The organism is Paenibacillus daejeonensis DSM 15491 (genome assembly GCF_000378385.1).
Taxonomy (GTDB): Bacteria; Bacillota; Bacilli; order Paenibacillales; family Paenibacillaceae; genus Paenibacillus_D; species Paenibacillus_D daejeonensis.
This window is the reverse complement of the sequence record NZ_KB899660.1, coordinates 882,968-900,973: the sequence shown is the minus strand read 5'-3', so window position 1 is coordinate 900,973 and position 18,006 is coordinate 882,968. Positions and strand designations below refer to the sequence as shown.

Here is an 18,006-nt window from a genome sequence, read left to right as displayed (position 1 = left end):
CTTTTGCTATTGTTAGGTGGTGCATAAGTAATGAATACACGCAATCGCTGGATCGTAGCGGCCGTCATCGTCTTGATTCTGGTGGTGGTCTTCATCTGGGAGGGTCGGGGGCAGTCCCAACCCTCCGAGCCGTTAAGCGAGAGTGCCGCTATAGAGAACACGCAAGAGACAAACTCAGCTGACAGTGGGAATCGGGATTCGATCTCGATAGCAGGTGGCATGACAGACGGAGAGTTAGAGCCGGATGCAGCCGAGGGCTCAGCCGCGGACGCAGCCGGGACTGGACTGGATGCAGCCGGGAATTCGGGAGTTGACGCTGACGAACATGAAGGCGAAAGCGGGGCTGGAGAGGCTACAGCCCCAGAAACTCCTGCGGCAGACGAATCCGGTTCAACGGCATCGTCTGACCTAGAGACTCAACCAACAACTCCTGAGACCCCGGGTAACTCAGCAGCTCCTTCTGAACAGCCCGCTACTACACCGCCCAAGGCGTCTGCACCGGAGACGGCCAAGCCACCTGTCAAGACTCCAGAAGCACCAGCAGCGGGTAGCAAGGACAAGTATCAGACGGATCCAGTGCCGGAGGGCAAAGCCCCGCCAGTCGAATGGCAGGAAGCCGAGGTGGACAAGAACAAGGCGTTGACCGCCACCTTGTCTGTCTCCGCAACGACACTGCTGGATAAGCTGGACCGGCTGGATCCGAACAAGCTGGAGGTGCTTCCGCAGGACGGTATCATTTTCAAATCGCAGAAAGTCACGTTCTATGAGGGAGAATCCGTGTTCGATGTGCTGCTGCGTGAGATGAAGAAGCACAAGATCCACATGGAATTCGTCATGACTCCCCTTTATAACAGCAATTATATCGAGGGGATTAACAACCTCTATGAATTCGATGCAGGTGAGCTCAGCGGATGGATGTACAAGGTGAACGGCTGGTTTCCCAACTATGGCAGCAGTCGCTACGCCCTGGAGGACGGGGATGTGGTCGAGTGGGTCTATACGACGGATCTTGGCCGGGATGTCGGGGGCGATGGCGCTGCTGGAGGCAATGGAGGATGAGGGATCACTTTAGCTCCAGCCATCCTTTGATCCAAGCCATCTATTTTGTCGCGGTGCTGATATTTAGCATGCTGTTCATGCATCCGGTTTTTCAGCTTCTGGCTCTAACAGCTGCGGCAGCCTACGTCCTACTGCTCAAGGGGAGGCGGGCCGTTCGTTTTCTGCTGCTCGGCATGGTCCCCCTGCTGCTTCTTGCTGCTGTGTTGAATCCGGCTTTTAACCACGCGGGGGTTACCATCCTGTTCTATCTGCGAAGTGGAAATCCGGTGACGCTGGAATCCTTGCTGTACGGCGTGGCAGCAGCATGTACGTTCGTCACGGTCATCATTTGGTTCTCTTGTCTGCATGTTGTCATGACCTCGGACAAATGGGTCTACTTACTGGGGCGCATACTGCCGGCACTATCCTTGCTGCTCACGATGTCGCTGCGATTTGTGCCTCGCTATGTGGAGCAAGCGAAGCGAATCTCGGCTGCCCAGCGCTGTATTGGCAGGGATGTGACGCAGGGAAATTGGCTGGTGCGAGCCAGAAACGGCATGACCATTCTCTCGATTCTAACGACCTGGGCCTTGGAGAACGCCATGGAGACAGCTGACAGTATGAAGGCGAGAGGCTATGGATTACCCGGGCGCACCAGCTTCTCACTGTTCCGCTGGGGGACACGGGATAGCCGACTACTGCTAACCCTGCTGCTGCTGCTCGGTATCGTTGGGCTCGGAGCGGCGGCGGGGGAGAATACGATCCGGTTCTTTCCCTCCATTCTATACCCGGACATAACTTGGCGCTCCATGACAGTTTACACCGCCTATGGATTGCTCTGTTCACTACCGCTACTGCTTAACGGATGGGAGGAATGGCGATGGCGATCTACCGTATCCGCGAGCTGAGCTTCAGCTTCCCAGAGCAGGGAGCTCCTGCCTTGGCACACATTGATTTAAATATCATGACCGGGGAGTTCCTGACCCTGTGTGGCCGCTCCGGCAGCGGCAAGAGCACACTTCTACGCCAGCTGAAGCCGGTCTTGACTCCCCATGGCAGGCGCGAAGGGGAAATACTGTATGCTGGTGAACCCTTAGCATCGGTGGATGCGCGGCGCCAGGCAGCCGAGATTGGCTTTGTCCAGCAGAGTGCTGACAACAGTGTCGTAACGGACAAGGTATGGCATGAACTTGCCTTTGGCCTGGAGAGTCTGGGTATAGACCAACAGACGATCCGGCTGCGGGTGGCGGAGATGGCCAGCTTCTTCGGCATCCAGCACTGGTTTCACGCAGCGGTTTCGGAATTGTCCGGCGGCCAGCGTCAGCTGCTGCAGCTGGCTTCGGTCATGGCAATGCAGCCGTCTGTGCTTATTCTTGACGAACCCACGTCCCAACTGGATCCGATTGCGGCGCTGGATTTCCTGGGCACGCTGGCCCGTATCAACCGTGAACTGGGCACCACGATTATTCTGACCGAGCATCGGCTGGAAGAAGTGCTGCCGATTACGGATCGGCTGGTAGTGATGGAGCATGGCCGCATTGTAGCGGATGGTGCGCCGCTGAAGGCGGCAGAAGAGCTTCGACGGCTCCAGCATCCGATGTTCCGGGCCATGCCATCCGCTGTGCGGATCCATGCTGGAGTAGGCAGCAAGCTGGTTACTCCACTAACGGTACGGGACGGGCGCGGCTGGCTCCTGGCGCACCTGGCTGAAGAGCAGGTGGCTCCAGCCGGAAGCGGGCAGCACGAAGGGGCTTCTTCACAAACCCGCTCGGAGACGGCAGCTGCGAGGGACGTGAACCCGGACGCTGGCGTGGTAGCGAAACAAGCGCTAGTTCCAGCGCTGCGATTCCGTGACGTATGGTTCCGCTATGAGAAGCATGGTGCTGACGTTCTCAAGAGACTTTCATTCGATGTTCAGCCTGGGCAGCTATATGCCATCCTGGGCGGTAACGGTGCGGGTAAATCAACGACCTTGTCACTGGCGGCAGGATTGCTCAGACCTTATCGTGGCCAAGTCCGAGTAGAGGGACGAGATCCTGCCAAGGTTCGTCCCAAGGAGCTGTTCCACGGTGGACTTGCGGTGCTTCCCCAACAGCCGCAGACGCTCTTCGTTCAGAAGACGGTTGCCCTGGAGCTTACGGATATGCTGCGTGACAGCAAGCTGGATGAACAGGCGCGGCAAGACCGCATTCAGGAGGTAATTGCTTTCGCTGAGCTGGAAGACTTGCTGGATCAGCATCCCTACGACCTAAGTGGAGGCGAGCAGCAGCGTGCAGCGCTGGCGAAGGTGCTATTGCTAGAGCCTAAGATCTTGCTGCTGGATGAGCCGACCAAGGGACTGGATGCGTTTTTCAAGGAGAAACTGGCGGACCTGCTCCGGCGGTTGCAGGCCAAGGGGGTAACGGTTGTCCTCGTCTCGCATGATATTGAGTTCTGCGCCAGCTATGCCGATCGGTGCGCGCTTTGTTTTGACGGTGCGATGATCGCTGAGGGCGCGGTGCGGGAGTTTTTTGCGGGGAGCAGCTTCTATACAACAGCGGCCAACCGGATCGCCCGCGACCTGTGGCGGGAAGCAGTGAGTGTGGAGGATGTCATTCGCCACTGTCAGGAGGAGACCACCCGATGAGCCGCCGCACGCTATGGTCTGCAGCCATTATTCTGGTGATTATCCCGGCCACCATCTGGGCTGGCATCTATCTCTTAAATGACCGCCGCTATTATTTTGTTAGCCTGCTAATTATTCTCTACACCATGATCCCGTTTGCGCTTATCTTCGAACGGCGCAAGCCGCAAGCGAGGGAGCTCATCGCCATTGCTGTGATGGCTTCGCTTGCGGTAGCCGGACGGGCGGCTTTTTTCATGCTGCCGCAGTTCAAGCCGGTGACCGCGATTGTAATCATTGCCGGGGTCAGCCTGGGTGCGGAAGCAGGTTTTCTGGTTGGCGCACTTGCAGGTTTCGTATCCAACTTCTTCTTCGGTCAAGGGCCATGGACGCCTTGGCAGATGTTCTGTTTCGGGTTAATTGGTTTTCTGGCGGGTCTCATCTTTCGGCGCCGGGATAAGCTGCCTACTCGTTCCGTGTTGTGCGTTTTCGGCGGGCTGGCGACCTTAGTCATCTATGGCGGCATCATTAATTTTGGCTCGCATCTGATGTTCAGTCCCCAGTTTTCCTGGGAGATCCTGGCCACGGTTTACATTTCCGGCTTCTGGTTCGATCTGGTTCATGCCGCGGCGACGGTCTTCTTCCTGCTGGTATTGGCACGACCCATGCTGGAGAAGCTGGAGCGGGTCAAGACAAAGTATGGACTGATTCAAGAGAAGTCTTAGAAACCGAGGGAGCTTGTGTTTCGTAGAAAGGAAAGGAGTGGTAAACCAACCTTATTACCATAAGGAGGAACAATGACCTTTCGACCCAAACGGGACCGCTGGTTGTCCATTTTAATCTGGGGCACGATTCTACTGATGACAGTGGTTGGACTGACGCCCATGCTTGAAGAAAATCCGCATCCGAGTGGATTGGTGATTGCTCTAATCATTTGCTGGGGGTGTGCTGCGTTCGTTGCCTGGATCTGGCTGGATATGCGGTATACCTTTACGCAGGAGCAACTCGTGCTCAAATCGGGTCCATTTGTGAAGCGCATTCCATACGAGAGTGTGCAATCGGTTCGTCCCACCCGCTCGGTCATGTCCTCTGCGGCAACTTCCATTGATAGACTGGAGATTCGCTATGGCCGTTTTGATGACGTTCACGTCTCGCCCCTGGAGGAGGCACGTTTTATCGAGGAGTTGAGACGACGGTGCCCTGGCTTGCAGAGCGACGGAGAGATATCACACTGAAAAGAATATAGCAAAAGAAGCCTGCTGCAGAAACAGGCTTCTTTGCTGTGTAATAGATTATTATGGCTTCAGCACAACCTTCGTACACTCGTCCTCATGGTCGTTGAAAATACGGTAGGCATCCGCAGCCTGATCCAGTGGAATCCGGTGCGAGATAATAGCGGTCGGATCGATTTTGCCATCCGTAATCATCTGGTAGAGCTCTGGCATATAATGAATAACCGGTGCTTGTCCCATCTTCAGGTTGATATTGCGTTCGAAGAAATCGCCGAGCGGGAACGCATTGTAGGAGGAGCCGTATACGCCGGTCATATGAATGGTCCCGAACTTGCGCACCGCCTGCGAGGCGATCTCCAGCGGACCCAAGGAACCGCCATGCAGCTTCAGTTTCTGGCCGATTTCCTCCAGTGTGGTTTTCTTGCCGTCCATGCCTACACAATCGATCACGACATCGGTCCCGCCACTGGTCATTTCTCGAATGGAAGCGCCCATATTGTCATACTCTTCAAAATTGTAAATTTCCACATCATTCATCTGCTTGGCCTTCTGCAGGCGGTAGGGCAATCTGTCCACTGCAATGACCCGTGAAGCGCCTTTCATCCAGGCGAACTTCTGCGTCATCAGGCCAATGGGACCGCAGCCCAGGACGGTGACGGTGTCTCCTGGCTTCACGCCGGCATTCTCGACACTCCAATAAGCTGTAGGGAGCACGTCAGAGAGAAACAAGAGTGCCTCGTCCTCCAGCTCACAGGATTGCGGAACGACGAAGGGCATGAAATTGCCATAAGGAACCCGAAGCAGCTCGGCTTGTCCGCCCGGGAAATCGCCATAACGGTCAGTAAAGCCCAGGTAACCGCCTGTATGAACATCCGGATTGCCATTGGAATTGTCACATTGGCTCTCCATCTGATGATTGCAATAAAAACAATGTCCACAGGATACGTTGAACGGCAGGACAACACGGTCGCCTTTCTTGACTCGGGTCACTTCCGGACCGGTTTCTTCGACAATGCCCATCGGTTCGTGACCGATGACATAGTCTTTACTCGCCGGCAATGCGCCTTGATAAATATGGAGGTCAGAGCCGCAAATCGCAGTCGAGGTAATACGAACAATAATATCATCGGCTTTGCGGATGGAGGGGTCTTCCACTTGCTTGACTTCGATATTTTTGATTCCCTGATACGTGACAGCTTTCATGATAGTACCTCCTTGTTGTTGGGTTTCTTAGGATTACCCTAATATGCAGGAGATAAAAAGTGGAATTGCATCCCTGTCAGAAAACTGGAATTTAGAACGGATCCCAATATTAAACTTGTGTAAATAGAACTTCCGGTGTGAAGCACAAGAAGGAATCTACCCCCTCATTAGAGAAAAGGTAGGGCATGAAACCGACATCTGCTACAAGTCAACGCCACTCCTTCACACGGATTTGGGAAGTGTTTGTAACGGCGCTTATGCTGGGTTTAAGTTCTTTTGGGGGACCCGCGGCGCATTTGGGCTATTTTCATCAGGAATACGTCAAGCGTCGCCGCTGGATCGACGAGCGTGCGTATGCTGAACTGATCTCCTTGTGTCAACTGCTGCCAGGACCGGCTAGCAGTCAGGCAGGAGCGGCGATCGGCGTTGTCCGTGCCGGTCTATGGGGAGGCGTTGCAGCCTGGGTAGGCTTTACGCTGCCGTCGGCGGTCGTGATGGCCTTGTTTGCGATGCTGCTGGTCAGTGGTGATCTGTCAGGGGCTGGGTGGCTTCATGGGTTGAAGATCACAGCCGTTGTCATCGTTGCGCATGCGGTGCTGGGTATGGGCGGACAATTGGCAAGAGGTCCGATGCGCGGTGCCATAGCGGCGTTTACCGCAGGTGTTATGCTGCTCTGGCCGTCTGCCTCCATCCAACTTGTTCTGCTGGTCTTGGCGGGACTATGCGGCTGGCTGTGGCTGGGCAAACGCGACGACCTTCCCCCGACAACTGAGATGCTAGTTCCGGTCAGCCGTGCGACGGGGCGGGTGGCATTGGGGCTTGCTTTTGGCTTGTTCCTGCTACTGCCGCTGCTGGCTTCCTTCTACGAGATGGGCTGGTTGGCTATTGCGGACAGCTTTTATCGTTCAGGCTCACTCGTATTTGGTGGTGGACATGTCGTTCTGCCGTTGCTAGAGCGCGAAGTTGTGCCGGCGGGATGGGTTAGCGAAGAGCAGTTCCTGGCTGGTTATGCGGCTGCCCAAGCGGTTCCCGGACCCTTGTTTACCTTTGCCTCATATCTGGGGGGCATTTGGGGAGGATGGAGCGGTGCTGTCCTTGCCACTCTGGCGATCTTCCTGCCGGGATTGCTGCTGGTCATTGGCGCGTTGCCCTTCTGGCATAGCTGGCGCCAGCAGCCCGCCATTCAGTCTGCTCTGGCAGGCGTGGGTCCCGCTGTCGTAGGGCTGCTGATTGCCGCGTGGTACAACCCTATCTTCACTAGTGCGATCTTGCAGCCTGCAGACGCAGCATTGGCCATTCTGTTATACTTGTTTCTCGCTATATGGAAATTGCCGCCTTGGCTGGTCGTGCTCGCGGGGGCAGGGGGCGGCATGCTGTTGACAATGATTTAAGATTCACTTATTGAACAACCGCACGACGTAAAAGATGAGGGACAATACGACACTAATGACGATACAGGTAACGATCGGAAAGTAGAACCGAACGTTGCCTTTTTCGTATGCAACATCTCCGGGTAGCCGTCCGAGGTTGAAGAAACGGCCGCCTACCATCCAGATCAGCCCAATAACGACGAGGATGACCCCGGCACCGATCAGAAGCTTCGGGAATGAATTCACTGCTGCTTCACCTCCGTTTTCCTGTCATTGTACCAAGATTACCCTTCTCTTGTCATGCTGAGGGTTGCCCTGCATAAAACCGCATGGGGGCGGACAGCCTAAACAGGTCAAAACGAGAAGGAGGAATTTAGTATGCGTACAATCGCTGATATTATGTCTCAAGAGTGCGTAACCGCCTCAATGAACAGTTCCATTCAGGAAGTGGCACAATTAATGAAATCCCACGACATCGGATTTATTCCCGTAACGGATCAGTCCAAGCTGATTGGCGTCATCACTGACCGTGATTTGGTCATCCGCTGTTGTGCCGAGAGTCACGACCCAAGCAAGGCGATCGGTGAATTCGTGTCCAAGGACATCCGAACTGCTGAACCAAGCCTAAGCGTTGACGAAGCGGCTTCCATCATGGCATCCGAGCAAATCCGCCGTCTGCCAATCGTGGAGAATGGCCATCTGCTGGGTGTTGTTTCACTGGGCGACTTGGCGGTACGCGAGATTTTCGTCAATGAAGCCGGTCAGGCGCTGAATGAAATTTCCGAGCATCACAATTCTACATTCCACTAGGCGGTTATCGCTGCTACTGGCTCAGATTTCCTCATGCGGGAAGTCCGGGCCTTTTTTGCATGCTTGACAAACCTCGTGTATTACTGTGATAATACACGCATAGGATGAAAGCAGGTGATAGCTCGGATGCTTAGCTTTTATGGTCTAAAGTTGAATACACGGGATCCGGTCTATCTGCAGGCTGCTCTGCACGTGAAGCGACAGATTCTGCTTGGTGAGGCACAGTCTGGTGACCGGCTGCCCTCCAGGCGGGAGATTGCCGCTCAGCTGCAGATCAATCCCAATACGGTGCAAAAAGCGTTCAAGCTGATGGAGGACGAAGGCTATGTACATACGGTAGGCAATCAAGGCAGTGTCATCTATGTAGATGAACAAATCAGAGAAACCATCGAGAATGAGTTAACGCACGAGCTGGTGACAGAATTTATACAGTCTGCCCAGGAAATTAACCTCTCCTTCAAGCGGGTTGTTGAACTGGTCAGCGAGCTGTGGGACCGTGAGAGAGAAGACGATGCAGGTCGCAAGGAGTAATCACTGATGCGGTGACGCAACAAACCACTGCCGATCTGCATTTTTATTTGTATGACTAACGTGTACTACTTATATAATACATGGAAGAAGGGTTCGTTCATGAAGGGATACTATCGGCTGCTAAATACAGAACTGCAATCGATGATGTGGGGGTTACTTTTCCTCTGCGGGTTAGGCGTCGGCATTCAGCTGTTATTGCTGCAGCTTACCGTGAGCTCCATGTCACGCGAAACTGCGCTGATGCGTTTTGAGGAGCTGTACGCCGCCTCGGGGAGCGTTGTTGCTTTTGCCATGCTGCTGATCTTGTTGATGGGATTATTCGCACTTAATCTGTACGGCAACTATTGGGGAAGCAAAAGCATCTATACTTTACTGACCTTGCCGATACGAGCTTCTGCCGTCTATTGGAGCAAGCTGACAGCCTATGCGGTGGCCCTAATGCTATTTGTGGTGTCTTATGTTCTGGGGATGCGACTGGGTTACAGTCTGGTCCAGGGGGCGATCCAGCGATATAGCAGCGAGGATTGGACATGGGCGGGCGGCTGGTTGATGGCTGTCATTCGCTCCTCCTTCTTGCGCTTGCTCCTGCCCATGACGTGGGAGGGCGTACTCTCCAGTGTGAGTCTGGCGCTCGTCCTGTTATCAGGCTTGTTCTATGTTCTGTTGTGCGAGCGGAGCAGGCGGTTCGGCGGACTGCCGCTGCTTCTGCCAGCCTTGTTCTTTTTTGTCCGTGAAATTCGTGTCCGGACTTCCGACCCCTTCTACGGGGAGATTGGCTTCAGCCGGGTATACTTGGGAAGCTTGGTCTTGTTAGGGCTAGCGGTTCTATTCATCATACTGGGCAGCAGGCTTGTCCGCAGACGTGCAATTGCATGAGGCCACATCAAGGAGGGAGATAAGTCATGATGGACACCATAAAACAGCACCTTAAGTTTCACCTTGTACTCATCGTTTTGCTAGCCATTGGATTGGGTTCAGCCCTGCTATACTTTCCACTCCAAGCGGACCGGGAGCGTCCGATGGTCACAATCCGCCACTTGTCTGGGGACCCGGAAGTGCTAGAGGGGCTGGTGATAAACGGAACGTTTGGCGACAGCTATCACAAGACGGACTTCACCATCTCGAATTATGGAAGTACGGCATCGACGGAGATTTATCCGCTGGCAAGGGCACTGGAGCCTTGGCGTTATGGGACGAGTTTTTTCACCTATTGGATGGGGAATTCTCAGATTCGTGTGCAGGACTATATTGATGAGCATATTATCACGCGTGAGGATCAATTAAATGGGATTTCCTATGGAACAGCGACTATTAGACCAGAAATGCGATATACGCCAATTAAAGGAGCTGTCATGGGGCGGACTTTTACGAACCCGGTTGAGTATGGGATTACGCATATCGGAGAAAGTGTTTATTATATTTTACCGACAACGATAGACTATACTGGTTCCACGTCTATTTATGAATTGGCTTTTATTACAGAAGATATGGTGCGCCGAGGAGAATCAGCAGAAAACCGCAAGGTGGCTGAGATTGTGTTGGATGGTAATGCAGCAGATTCCAGTAATGGTACTACCGTTGAAATCATCGGTCTTGAAGCCGTTGGGGATCAACTCGTGCTGATAACCTCGGAGAATGGCGTACTGACTGCAACAGGATATGATCCAGCTACCGGCCAGGAATTGGGCAAGGCAACAATTGACGCCGTCCGGTTTGGCGAAACTGCACCAAGCGGCTTCAGCTATCGATATAACTATGAAGTTGTTGCTGATGAATCGGCGGACATGCTGCATCTTTATTTTATTACGAATGGCAGAGATGCTGGACTGTTGGATACGACCGTGATCAGTCTGGATGTATCGGACGGCATTTCATTATTAGGGCTGTCTACTGAGGAAATGAAGCCTGAGCGACAATTCGCTACCAAGGCAGTGGCCCACATGAGCTGGCATCATGGCAGACAGTACCTGATTCGCTATGAGGCTATCGAATCCGGCATACCGGGAGTTATGAGTATTCACGGTCAACCTCATCAAGTCGCTATCTATGTCTACGAATCTGGTGAGCGTATCTATTCCGGTGAACTGACGGGTAAAGTAATCGGAGACAGCTTCCAAACCGTCTATCAGATGCCCGATCGGGGGCTTGTCGGCGACACGTCTTCCAATCGTACGCTGGAGCGGATTGACATTCAGAAGGCGGGAGAGGAGGGAAGACCATGATTCAAGGAAGCTATATGGAGAAACGATATCCAGGTACAGGTGTCGCGTTTTATTTGGAGCAGCTGAATATTGGTGCAGGCGAAATCGTTGGGGTGCTCGGCGCAAACGGAAGCGGGAAAACGACCTTGCTCAAGACGATCATGGGTATCACCGAGCTGAGCAGTGGAGAGATCAAGGTGCTGGGCGGCAGTCCACAGGAGCACTATAGTGAGATGGCCTACATTAGTGAAGAGGGCAGCTTTTTTCCGCACATGACCCCGAGGGAATACGGCGCCTATCTGGCAGGTTTTTTTCCACGCTTCGATCTGGTTCGTTACGATCGTTTGCTAGCATTTTATGAGATTCCCGAAACCCGCAAGCTGCGTACCTTCTCCAAGGGACAAAAGCTGAAGGTGGAGATCAGCGCGGGCCTCGCCAAATCCGCCCGGCTTATTCTAATGGATGAACCCTTCCAGGGCAAGGATCTGTTGAGCCGCAAAGAATTCATACAGCTGGCCGTATCGGGTCTGCGTGAAGACCAGACCCTTCTCATTGCCACCCATCTGATCAGCGAAATCGAGAATGTCATCGACCGTGCCATCGTTCTCCATCACGGCCGGTTGAAGGCGGATGTACAGATCGACGAGCTCCGCGAGCAGGGCGGTAGCTTGACCGAGCTGCTAGCCGAATCCTCCGGACGCAATGATGAGCGGATCCAGCGCTTTCTGGAGGACAGCTATTGAGCGTCCCCCGCCACCAGGCGCGAAATAAGTAACAAAGTGCACCTGAATGAGCTCGATCCCGCCATCAGGCGCGAAATAAGTAACAAAGTGCATCTGAATGAGCTCGATCCCGCCATCAGGCGCGAAATAAGTAACAAAGTGCACCTGAATGAGCTCGATCTCACCATCAGGCGCGAAATAAGTAACAAAGTGCACCTGAATGAGCGTTCCCCCACCAATAGGCGGGAAATAAGTGCCAATGTGCACCTAAATGAGCGTTCCCATGCCACCAGGCGGGATTCATAATTGTATGTGTGCTGTTTTTGCGCAGCATACCCTAAGTTTAGGTTTTGTAAACGCACCCATCCATTTCGACCAAACCAATGGCATTTTATTGCCATTGACACCCTTCCAGATTCATCATATACTTCATTATTATCTTTATCCGACGAAAAGGATCGGGATTATTACATGATGATGGGGGTATCCTAGTTGACTCATTCACCGCGTTTCTCACCAAAATGGCTCACCGCTGTCGCACTCTCCGCAACCCTGATGTTCTCTTCCACCGCTGCATTTGCCGCCGAGCCAGTGGCAATTCACGCTTCGCAGCAGGCTTATGCCGAAGGACCATCGCAGTACCAGCAGTTCCTGCAATCCAAATATGACGTTAGCCTGCAAGGCACGGTCACCAAAGGCCAGTTCATTGCTGCTGTCGCTGATATTCTGAGCTTGACTCCGTCTGGCGAAGAAGCGGTCTTCTCGGATTTGACATCGACCCATCCGCTTTTTGCTGATGCAGCTGCACTGTACCAGCAGGGCATCCTCTCTGGCCCGGCTATCCAAGCCAACCAGACACTGACGAACAGCGTAGCGGTTTCGATTGCGATCCGTGCAGCTGGTCTCAAGGAGTTGGCTTACTCGTATCCGGATGCGAAAGTGAATCAAGTCTTGGCGAAACTGGGTGTGAAAAGCGGCGAGCTGAGCAAGAACATGGCGCAAGAGTTGGCTGCAGCAGTGGATACTGGCCTGCTACCTGCGACATGGCATGCCAACTACAAACCTCATCATACAGCTAGCGAATCCCTGGTCAACAGCTTGCTTGGTCAAGTACTGATCAACAAAGGCCTGTACAAGCAGTACATTGGTTATGTATATGACCAAGACATTGCAGCGAAGCTTCAGACGGCTAACAAAACAGCAGATCTGTTCGAAGCACCGAAGCTGCAAGCTTTGGTGAACGAAGCACTCGAGCAAGAGCTGGTTACCGGCTACAATATCAAAGATTCCCGCTATGATGCTAACTTTATTCCTGAGCTGACTCTGACTTATGGTCATTCCAATCTGAAGCATGCCATCCAACTGGTGGGTCTGCTGAAGAGTGAGCACCTGAATGCCAAAGTGCAATATGAGCCAAAAACCTCTGCATTCCTGCATTTGGCAGAGTGGGGCGACCCGGGTCCAAACGTTATACAAATCGAAAATGGAAACTACATTGCCTTCTCGCTGGAGTATGATCTGGTATTCGAATTTGACAATGCGGCTGATAAAGCGGCGTTCCAAGATGTCATCCTTACGTATGCCAAGAAGAATGCTGCAGATCAGCAAGGTCTGATTCATGGATCGTGGTGGCAGCCGCTCTATTTCTCCGAAACCGAGCTGGCGGACTACGAAGTGATCACCAATAACCTGATTACTGATCCAGACAGCACATACAGCGTGCATCCGTTCTCGCTAAATGAAGACTCCGAGCGCGTCGTGGAAGGCTTCAAAGCAATTGATCCGGAAGCAATCATCACACCTTACCAATTCTGGGTAGACAAGCCGTTCTTCAACTACCTGCATGGTGAATCCCTGTAATCTCATACCAATCAGGCGGTGCTATTCAGCACCGCTTTTTTCATGGTAATATTATGCGGCGCTAACGCTTTACCGAAGCCTTAGCACCTAAACTTGACCTTCCGCCCGCCCCTACCATATTTCGGGGGTTGAGCCCCGTTCCCTCGTTCTGCTATAATCGCCGTGACCCGGCCCCGTAAAAAAACCTCACGTCTCCTGGTTGCTTCTTCCCCTTAATTGTTTTACACTAGAGTAAGCGCTTACCCTACTGGCGCCATCTGTCATTTGGATGAGGGGGATTCACTTGCTGAAGAACAACTGGTACCGCCAGATGCTGTTTTCTTATTTTCCGATCTTCCTGATCACTGTGACGATCCTGATTTTTCTATCGTTTATCATAGTAACGGATATTTCTCACAAAGAAACGGTCAAAGCCGACCGAATTACAACGGAATATACAATTGATCGCTTATCCAGATCTTTGGTAGATATTGAAATGAACCTGCTCGAGGTCGTCCAAAAAAATAATCGCTTTCAACAATTCCTGAGTGTCTCCCAGACCGAACAGGATGTTGAGATCATCTACGATGTTGCGGATAGTCTGCGCACGTTGGCGGCAGGAGAGACACTTATCGATTCAGTCTACTTGTATCGGGCGGAAGACGAAACAGTGTTAACTCAGGACGGCTTGTTTCCGCTGGCATTTTACTCGGACCGAGCGTTTATTCTGCAAGCGCTGGAGAATCCAGCCTTCGATGGGTGGTCGGAGCTAAGGGATTATCAAGAGCGTTCGCCGAACCGCGTGAAGCAGGTCTTGTCCATGTATAAAAGACAACCGCTGCCTTTTGGCAATGGGGGCCTTGTTGTAATCAATCTCGATATGTACGCCATTGAGCAGATGATTCGGACGATGAACAACAATGAGCTGTCATTCCTCAGTATTATGGATCGTCATGGAGAGCCGATTTTTTCAACCCATGGGGCCAGCAGCTTTGAGAAGGATGAGCCCGACGGAAGAGTATTGAATCGTCAGCAGTTTGATACGCTCGGATGGGAGTTCGTCAGCGGCAGCACGGCTGGCCAGCTGTTCCTCTGGGTTTCTGTCATTTCTTATGTGTGGATTGTCATAGGCATCGTCACGGTACTACTCGCGATATTGTACATCATCTACATTACACGCAAGAACTATCGACCGATCCGCATCATGTTGAATCGCATTGAGTCGATTCAGATGAATCGGGGAGAGGTCGGACGCAAAATGGATGAACTGTCCATGATTGATCGTACGCTGGAGAGCCTGATCGAGCAAAGTGCGGATTTTGAGAAGCGGCAGAACGAGAGCCTGCAAGCAAGCAGAAGGCAGTTATTTTATGATCTAATCCAGGGAGAGCCGGAAGCAGCAGAGATTAACACGCGCATGCACAGGTTGAAAATCCTCCCGCAAGATACGAAGATTGTCCAGTCCGTTTTTGTCGTCGTCGAGATTGCCCAATACGGACATTTCCGCAGCGATTATTCCATCCGCGACCAGCATACGCTGAAATTCGCCCTCATGAATGTGATTCAAGAGCTAAGCCAGGATCGAGGTATGCATGGTTGGCCGGAGTGGATTGGGGAAAATCGGATGGGGTTGATTCTGGGCTTCAGTGAGGCCGATGCGGATGCCAAGGCCCGTGTCCGTTCGTTTGTGGATACGGGTGGCGGCTGGATTCAATCCAATCTGCGTATGACGCTGCGATTCGGGGTAGGCTCGTTCGACCAAGGGATGGAAGGATTGCAGGCATCCTACAAAGCCGCAATGCTGGCATTGGAACATCGTTTGGCCATGGGCGAGCATTCCATCATCATGAGCGAGGAGCTACCCGGCAACAGTAATAAAACCTGGTACAAATATATGCAGCTGAGCGCCGAGCTGGTCAAGGCATTCCGGCTGCTAAGCGGCGACTGGCGGGAAGCCATCGATCGACTGTTTGAAGAGCTGAGGCGAGATCGTCTCAAGGATGAGGAAATCCGGATGATTCTGGGAACGATGATGGATATGCTCAGCAGCGAATTATCCGAAATCTCGGAAGAGCTGCAGGAGCGTTTCACGCCGGAAGTCATGCAGGAATTAAACAGGCAGGCGGAGACCAAGGATACGTTAGACCAGCTCAATGACTTATATTTGGAACAGTTGACAGACATTTATCGTACCTATGTGGCCCACAGCGAATCCAAGAATCACCGGGCAATGATAACCGAGATTAGAGCCTACATTGAAGAGAACTTTGAAAACCCGGATCTTTCTCTCAAGCATTTGAGCGACCGGTTTAATATATCCGGCAAATATGCCAGCTATCTGTTCAAAGAGGAATTCAATATGAAATTTGTCGACTTCATCGTTCAGCTCCGAATGGAGCGTGCCGAGCACTTGCTCTCGGAGACAACCGATCCGATTGGAACGATCGCTCTTCAAGTGGGGTACGCCAATGCGATTACCTTCGGACGGGTGTTTAAACGGATTATCGGGGTCACGCCGGGGGATTATCGCAAGCTGCAGATGAAGCCCAACTCGTCACGCTAGCACGCGGAAACCCGCGCCAGATCAGGGTTTCGGGAATTTGGTTTAGCATGCGAAGACAGTTTATTGTTCCAGATATTGCATGTTTTCGTCTGAAGTTTATGCATTCGAAACTGGTTTATTGCTGCCTGCTTTTCGGCTATGCCATACTGTGGTCAATCCGGATCACACACGATCGACAGCTTGGTAAAAGCGCTTTCGCTCCAGACCGGAAACATTTCTGAAGGAAAGAAGGGGTAGGAATGAACAGACAACACACGCATAACAAACGTCGCATGTCTTCCAAAGCACTGGTGTCGGCGGTCGTACTCAGCACACTCTTCGTATCAGCATGTTCTTCTAATAATGGACAGAGCAACCCGGGAGGCGCAGCTGAGGGTGGGAACGGCGAACGCGTAACGCTGAAGATTGAGGTGTTTGACCGGGGCAATACGCCGACGGGCATGACCATTCAAGATAACTATATGACGCGTTATGTTCAAGAAAGCTTCGGCGATCCCAATAATATCGATGTCGAGTTTGTTCCTGTCCCGCGCTCTGAAGAAATCGAGAAGTTGAACGTCCTGATGTCCAGCGGCAGTAACGTTCCCGATATTGTATTTACGTATGATCCCAACACGTTCAACCGCTATGCGAGCCAAGGAGGATTGACAGATGTCGGCCCGTTGCTGGATGAGCATGCCCCCAACCTGAAGGCATTCCTGGGCGATGACGTTCTGGAATACGGTAAGTTTGAAGGCACACAATTCTCCATTCCAGCCAAACGCTCTAACACAGGTAAGTATTCATCCTTTATCCGTCAAGACTGGCTCGATGCGCTGGGCATGCCGGTTCCGACAACAACGGATGAGCTGTATGAAACGTTGAAAGCCTTTAAAGAACAGGATCCTGGGCAAACTGGCGGCCAAGTCATCCCATTCGGCATGACCATTGCTTCTGCGCAGTATGAGACGATGCTGTGGTCCTTTATTGAGCCGCTTAGCGATGAAGAGAGATTCACGTTGACACAGCAGCTCGGCTCCAATGACTATCCAACGCTGCTGCCAGGTTTCAAAGAGGGTCTGGCCTTTATGAATAAGCTGTACAACGAAGGCTTGATTAGTAAAGATTTCGGCCTGGATGAGGACAAGAAGAAATTCTACGAGGACATTTCCAGCGGCAAGACAGGATTTTTCTCCGAAGATGATGTCAATTTGTATTACGAAAACGGGACCTACGATATTCTCAAAGCAAATGAAGCGAACGCCAATGTGCTGCCTATCGATGTATTTACCAATTCGGAAGGCAAATATGTGAAGCCTAAATATGCACCAAACGGCATGTACATTATGATTCCAAAATCCAGCCAGCGTTCGGTGGAGGCTATGAAGTACCTGGAGTGGATGGCTTCTGATGATCACTTGTTCCATATTCAGAACGGCGTAGAAGGCGAAAACTTCACGCTGGAAGACGGGATTCCGGTTGCGCTCGAAAACCCAAGCCAAGAAGCCATCGACCGCATGTTCATCAGTGGTGACATGGCGATTATCTCCAACGGCAAGCAACTGGGCAGTGAAGAGGACAATATGAAAGCGCGTAAACTGCAATTCCCGACACGTTATCAGGAAGATGTTGCCCTGGCTCAAGAGATTGCGAATCGCGATACCGTTGAAATGGTCGTTACCGGCAGACCGATTGAAGCACAAACCAAATATGCAACGACCCTGCAAGACAAGTTTAACGAGCTGATTGTGAAATCGACCATGGCTTCCCCCGACCAATTCGATACCGTCTTTGAAAACATGTTGAATGATTACATGACAAATGGCGGTCAGGCGATCCTGGATGAGCGGACGCAGTTGTACGCAGAACTGAACGGTTAAGGAACCAAATGTGATGGAAAGTAGTGATCGTTTATT

17 protein-coding genes are annotated in these 18,006 nt (G+C 52.3%); 14 read left to right on the top strand and 3 right to left on the bottom strand.

Annotation, left to right across the window (positions count from 1 at the left end):
- The first annotated feature begins 30 nt into the window (after positions 1–30).
- The 5 genes from F556_RS36880 to F556_RS36185 all read left to right on the top strand — a co-directional run bounded on the left by F556_RS36880 (position 31) and on the right by F556_RS36185 (position 4,875).
- Positions 31–1,059 carry a DUF4430 domain-containing protein gene (locus F556_RS36880; RefSeq protein ID WP_020617027.1) on the top strand — a complete coding sequence of 343 codons (1,029 nt, stop codon included), beginning with the start codon at positions 31–33 and terminating at the stop codon, positions 1,057–1,059.
- Positions 1,056–1,946, top strand: a complete 891-nt coding sequence (locus F556_RS0111115) for an energy-coupling factor transporter transmembrane component T (RefSeq protein ID WP_020617026.1) — start codon at positions 1,056–1,058, stop codon at positions 1,944–1,946. Before F556_RS36880 ends, F556_RS0111115 begins: the two co-directional genes overlap by 4 nt.
- Entirely contained in the window at positions 1,919–3,664 is a 1,746-nt protein-coding gene (locus F556_RS0111110) for an ABC transporter ATP-binding protein (RefSeq protein WP_020617025.1), read from the top strand. The genes F556_RS0111115 and F556_RS0111110 overlap by 28 nt, the downstream gene beginning before the upstream one ends.
- The gene (locus F556_RS0111105) at positions 3,661–4,365 is read left to right on the top strand and encodes an ECF transporter S component (RefSeq protein ID WP_020617024.1); all 705 of its coding nucleotides are present in this window, start codon (positions 3,661–3,663) and stop codon (positions 4,363–4,365) included. Before F556_RS0111110 ends, F556_RS0111105 begins: the two co-directional genes overlap by 4 nt.
- Before the next feature lie 72 nt (positions 4,366–4,437).
- Complete coding sequence (locus F556_RS36185) at positions 4,438–4,875, top strand: PH domain-containing protein (protein WP_020617023.1); 438 nt, start codon at positions 4,438–4,440, stop codon at positions 4,873–4,875.
- Between the two features lie 60 nt (positions 4,876–4,935).
- Here the strand turns inward: F556_RS36185 and F556_RS0111095 are convergent, their stop codons facing one another.
- The gene (locus F556_RS0111095) at positions 4,936–6,075 is read right to left on the bottom strand and encodes a zinc-dependent alcohol dehydrogenase (RefSeq protein WP_020617022.1); all 1,140 of its coding nucleotides are present in this window, start codon (positions 6,073–6,075) and stop codon (positions 4,936–4,938) included.
- Between the two features lie 185 nt (positions 6,076–6,260).
- On the opposite strand from F556_RS0111095, the gene chrA reads away from it, so the two are divergent.
- Positions 6,261–7,466: a chromate efflux transporter gene (gene chrA / locus F556_RS0111090; RefSeq protein WP_026297234.1), complete on the top strand. Its 1,206-nt coding sequence runs from the start codon at positions 6,261–6,263 to the stop codon at positions 7,464–7,466.
- 3 nt (positions 7,467–7,469) lie between these two features.
- Here chrA and F556_RS0111085 read toward each other — a convergent pair whose 3' ends face one another.
- A complete protein-coding gene (locus tag F556_RS0111085; protein WP_020617020.1) occupies positions 7,470–7,691 on the bottom strand; it encodes a DUF2905 domain-containing protein in 222 nt (73 codons plus the stop codon).
- Between the two features lie 132 nt (positions 7,692–7,823).
- Between F556_RS0111085 and F556_RS0111080 the strand changes: the two genes are divergently transcribed.
- The 5 genes from F556_RS0111080 (at position 7,824) to F556_RS0111060 (ending at position 11,730) form a co-directional block, all read left to right on the top strand.
- Complete coding sequence (locus F556_RS0111080; RefSeq protein ID WP_020617019.1) at positions 7,824–8,255, top strand: CBS domain-containing protein; 432 nt, start codon at positions 7,824–7,826, stop codon at positions 8,253–8,255.
- Between the two features lie 150 nt (positions 8,256–8,405).
- The gene (locus F556_RS0111075; protein ID WP_245583044.1) at positions 8,406–8,786 is read left to right on the top strand and encodes a GntR family transcriptional regulator; all 381 of its coding nucleotides are present in this window, start codon (positions 8,406–8,408) and stop codon (positions 8,784–8,786) included.
- A gap of 99 nt (positions 8,787–8,885) precedes the next feature.
- Positions 8,886–9,662, top strand: coding sequence for a hypothetical protein (locus tag F556_RS0111070; RefSeq protein ID WP_020617017.1), 777 nt, complete (start codon positions 8,886–8,888; stop codon positions 9,660–9,662).
- A 26-nt stretch (positions 9,663–9,688) separates the two neighbouring features.
- Positions 9,689–11,008: a hypothetical protein gene (locus F556_RS0111065; RefSeq protein ID WP_020617016.1), complete on the top strand. Its 1,320-nt coding sequence runs from the start codon at positions 9,689–9,691 to the stop codon at positions 11,006–11,008.
- Positions 11,005–11,730 carry an ATP-binding cassette domain-containing protein gene (locus tag F556_RS0111060; protein ID WP_020617015.1) on the top strand — a complete coding sequence of 242 codons (726 nt, stop codon included), beginning with the start codon at positions 11,005–11,007 and terminating at the stop codon, positions 11,728–11,730. The genes F556_RS0111065 and F556_RS0111060 overlap by 4 nt, the downstream gene beginning before the upstream one ends.
- On the opposite strand, the gene F556_RS0111055 is transcribed toward F556_RS0111060, so the two are convergent.
- Positions 11,668–11,976, bottom strand: a complete 309-nt coding sequence (locus F556_RS0111055; protein WP_026297233.1) for a hypothetical protein — start codon at positions 11,974–11,976, stop codon at positions 11,668–11,670. The two genes, F556_RS0111060 and F556_RS0111055, sit on opposite strands and share 63 nt — an antisense overlap.
- A 225-nt stretch (positions 11,977–12,201) precedes the next feature.
- Here F556_RS0111055 and F556_RS0111050 point away from each other — a divergent pair, with 225 nt between their 5' ends.
- The 3 genes from F556_RS0111050 to F556_RS0111040 all read left to right on the top strand — a co-directional run bounded on the left by F556_RS0111050 (position 12,202) and on the right by F556_RS0111040 (position 17,970).
- Entirely contained in the window at positions 12,202–13,569 is a 1,368-nt protein-coding gene (locus tag F556_RS0111050; RefSeq protein ID WP_020617014.1) for a hypothetical protein, read from the top strand.
- 283 nt (positions 13,570–13,852) lie between these two features.
- Complete coding sequence (locus F556_RS0111045) at positions 13,853–16,111, top strand: helix-turn-helix domain-containing protein (protein ID WP_020617013.1); 2,259 nt, start codon at positions 13,853–13,855, stop codon at positions 16,109–16,111.
- Between the two features lie 239 nt (positions 16,112–16,350).
- Complete coding sequence (locus F556_RS0111040) at positions 16,351–17,970, top strand: extracellular solute-binding protein (RefSeq protein ID WP_020617012.1); 1,620 nt, start codon at positions 16,351–16,353, stop codon at positions 17,968–17,970.
- Positions 17,971–18,006 lie beyond the last annotated feature (36 nt).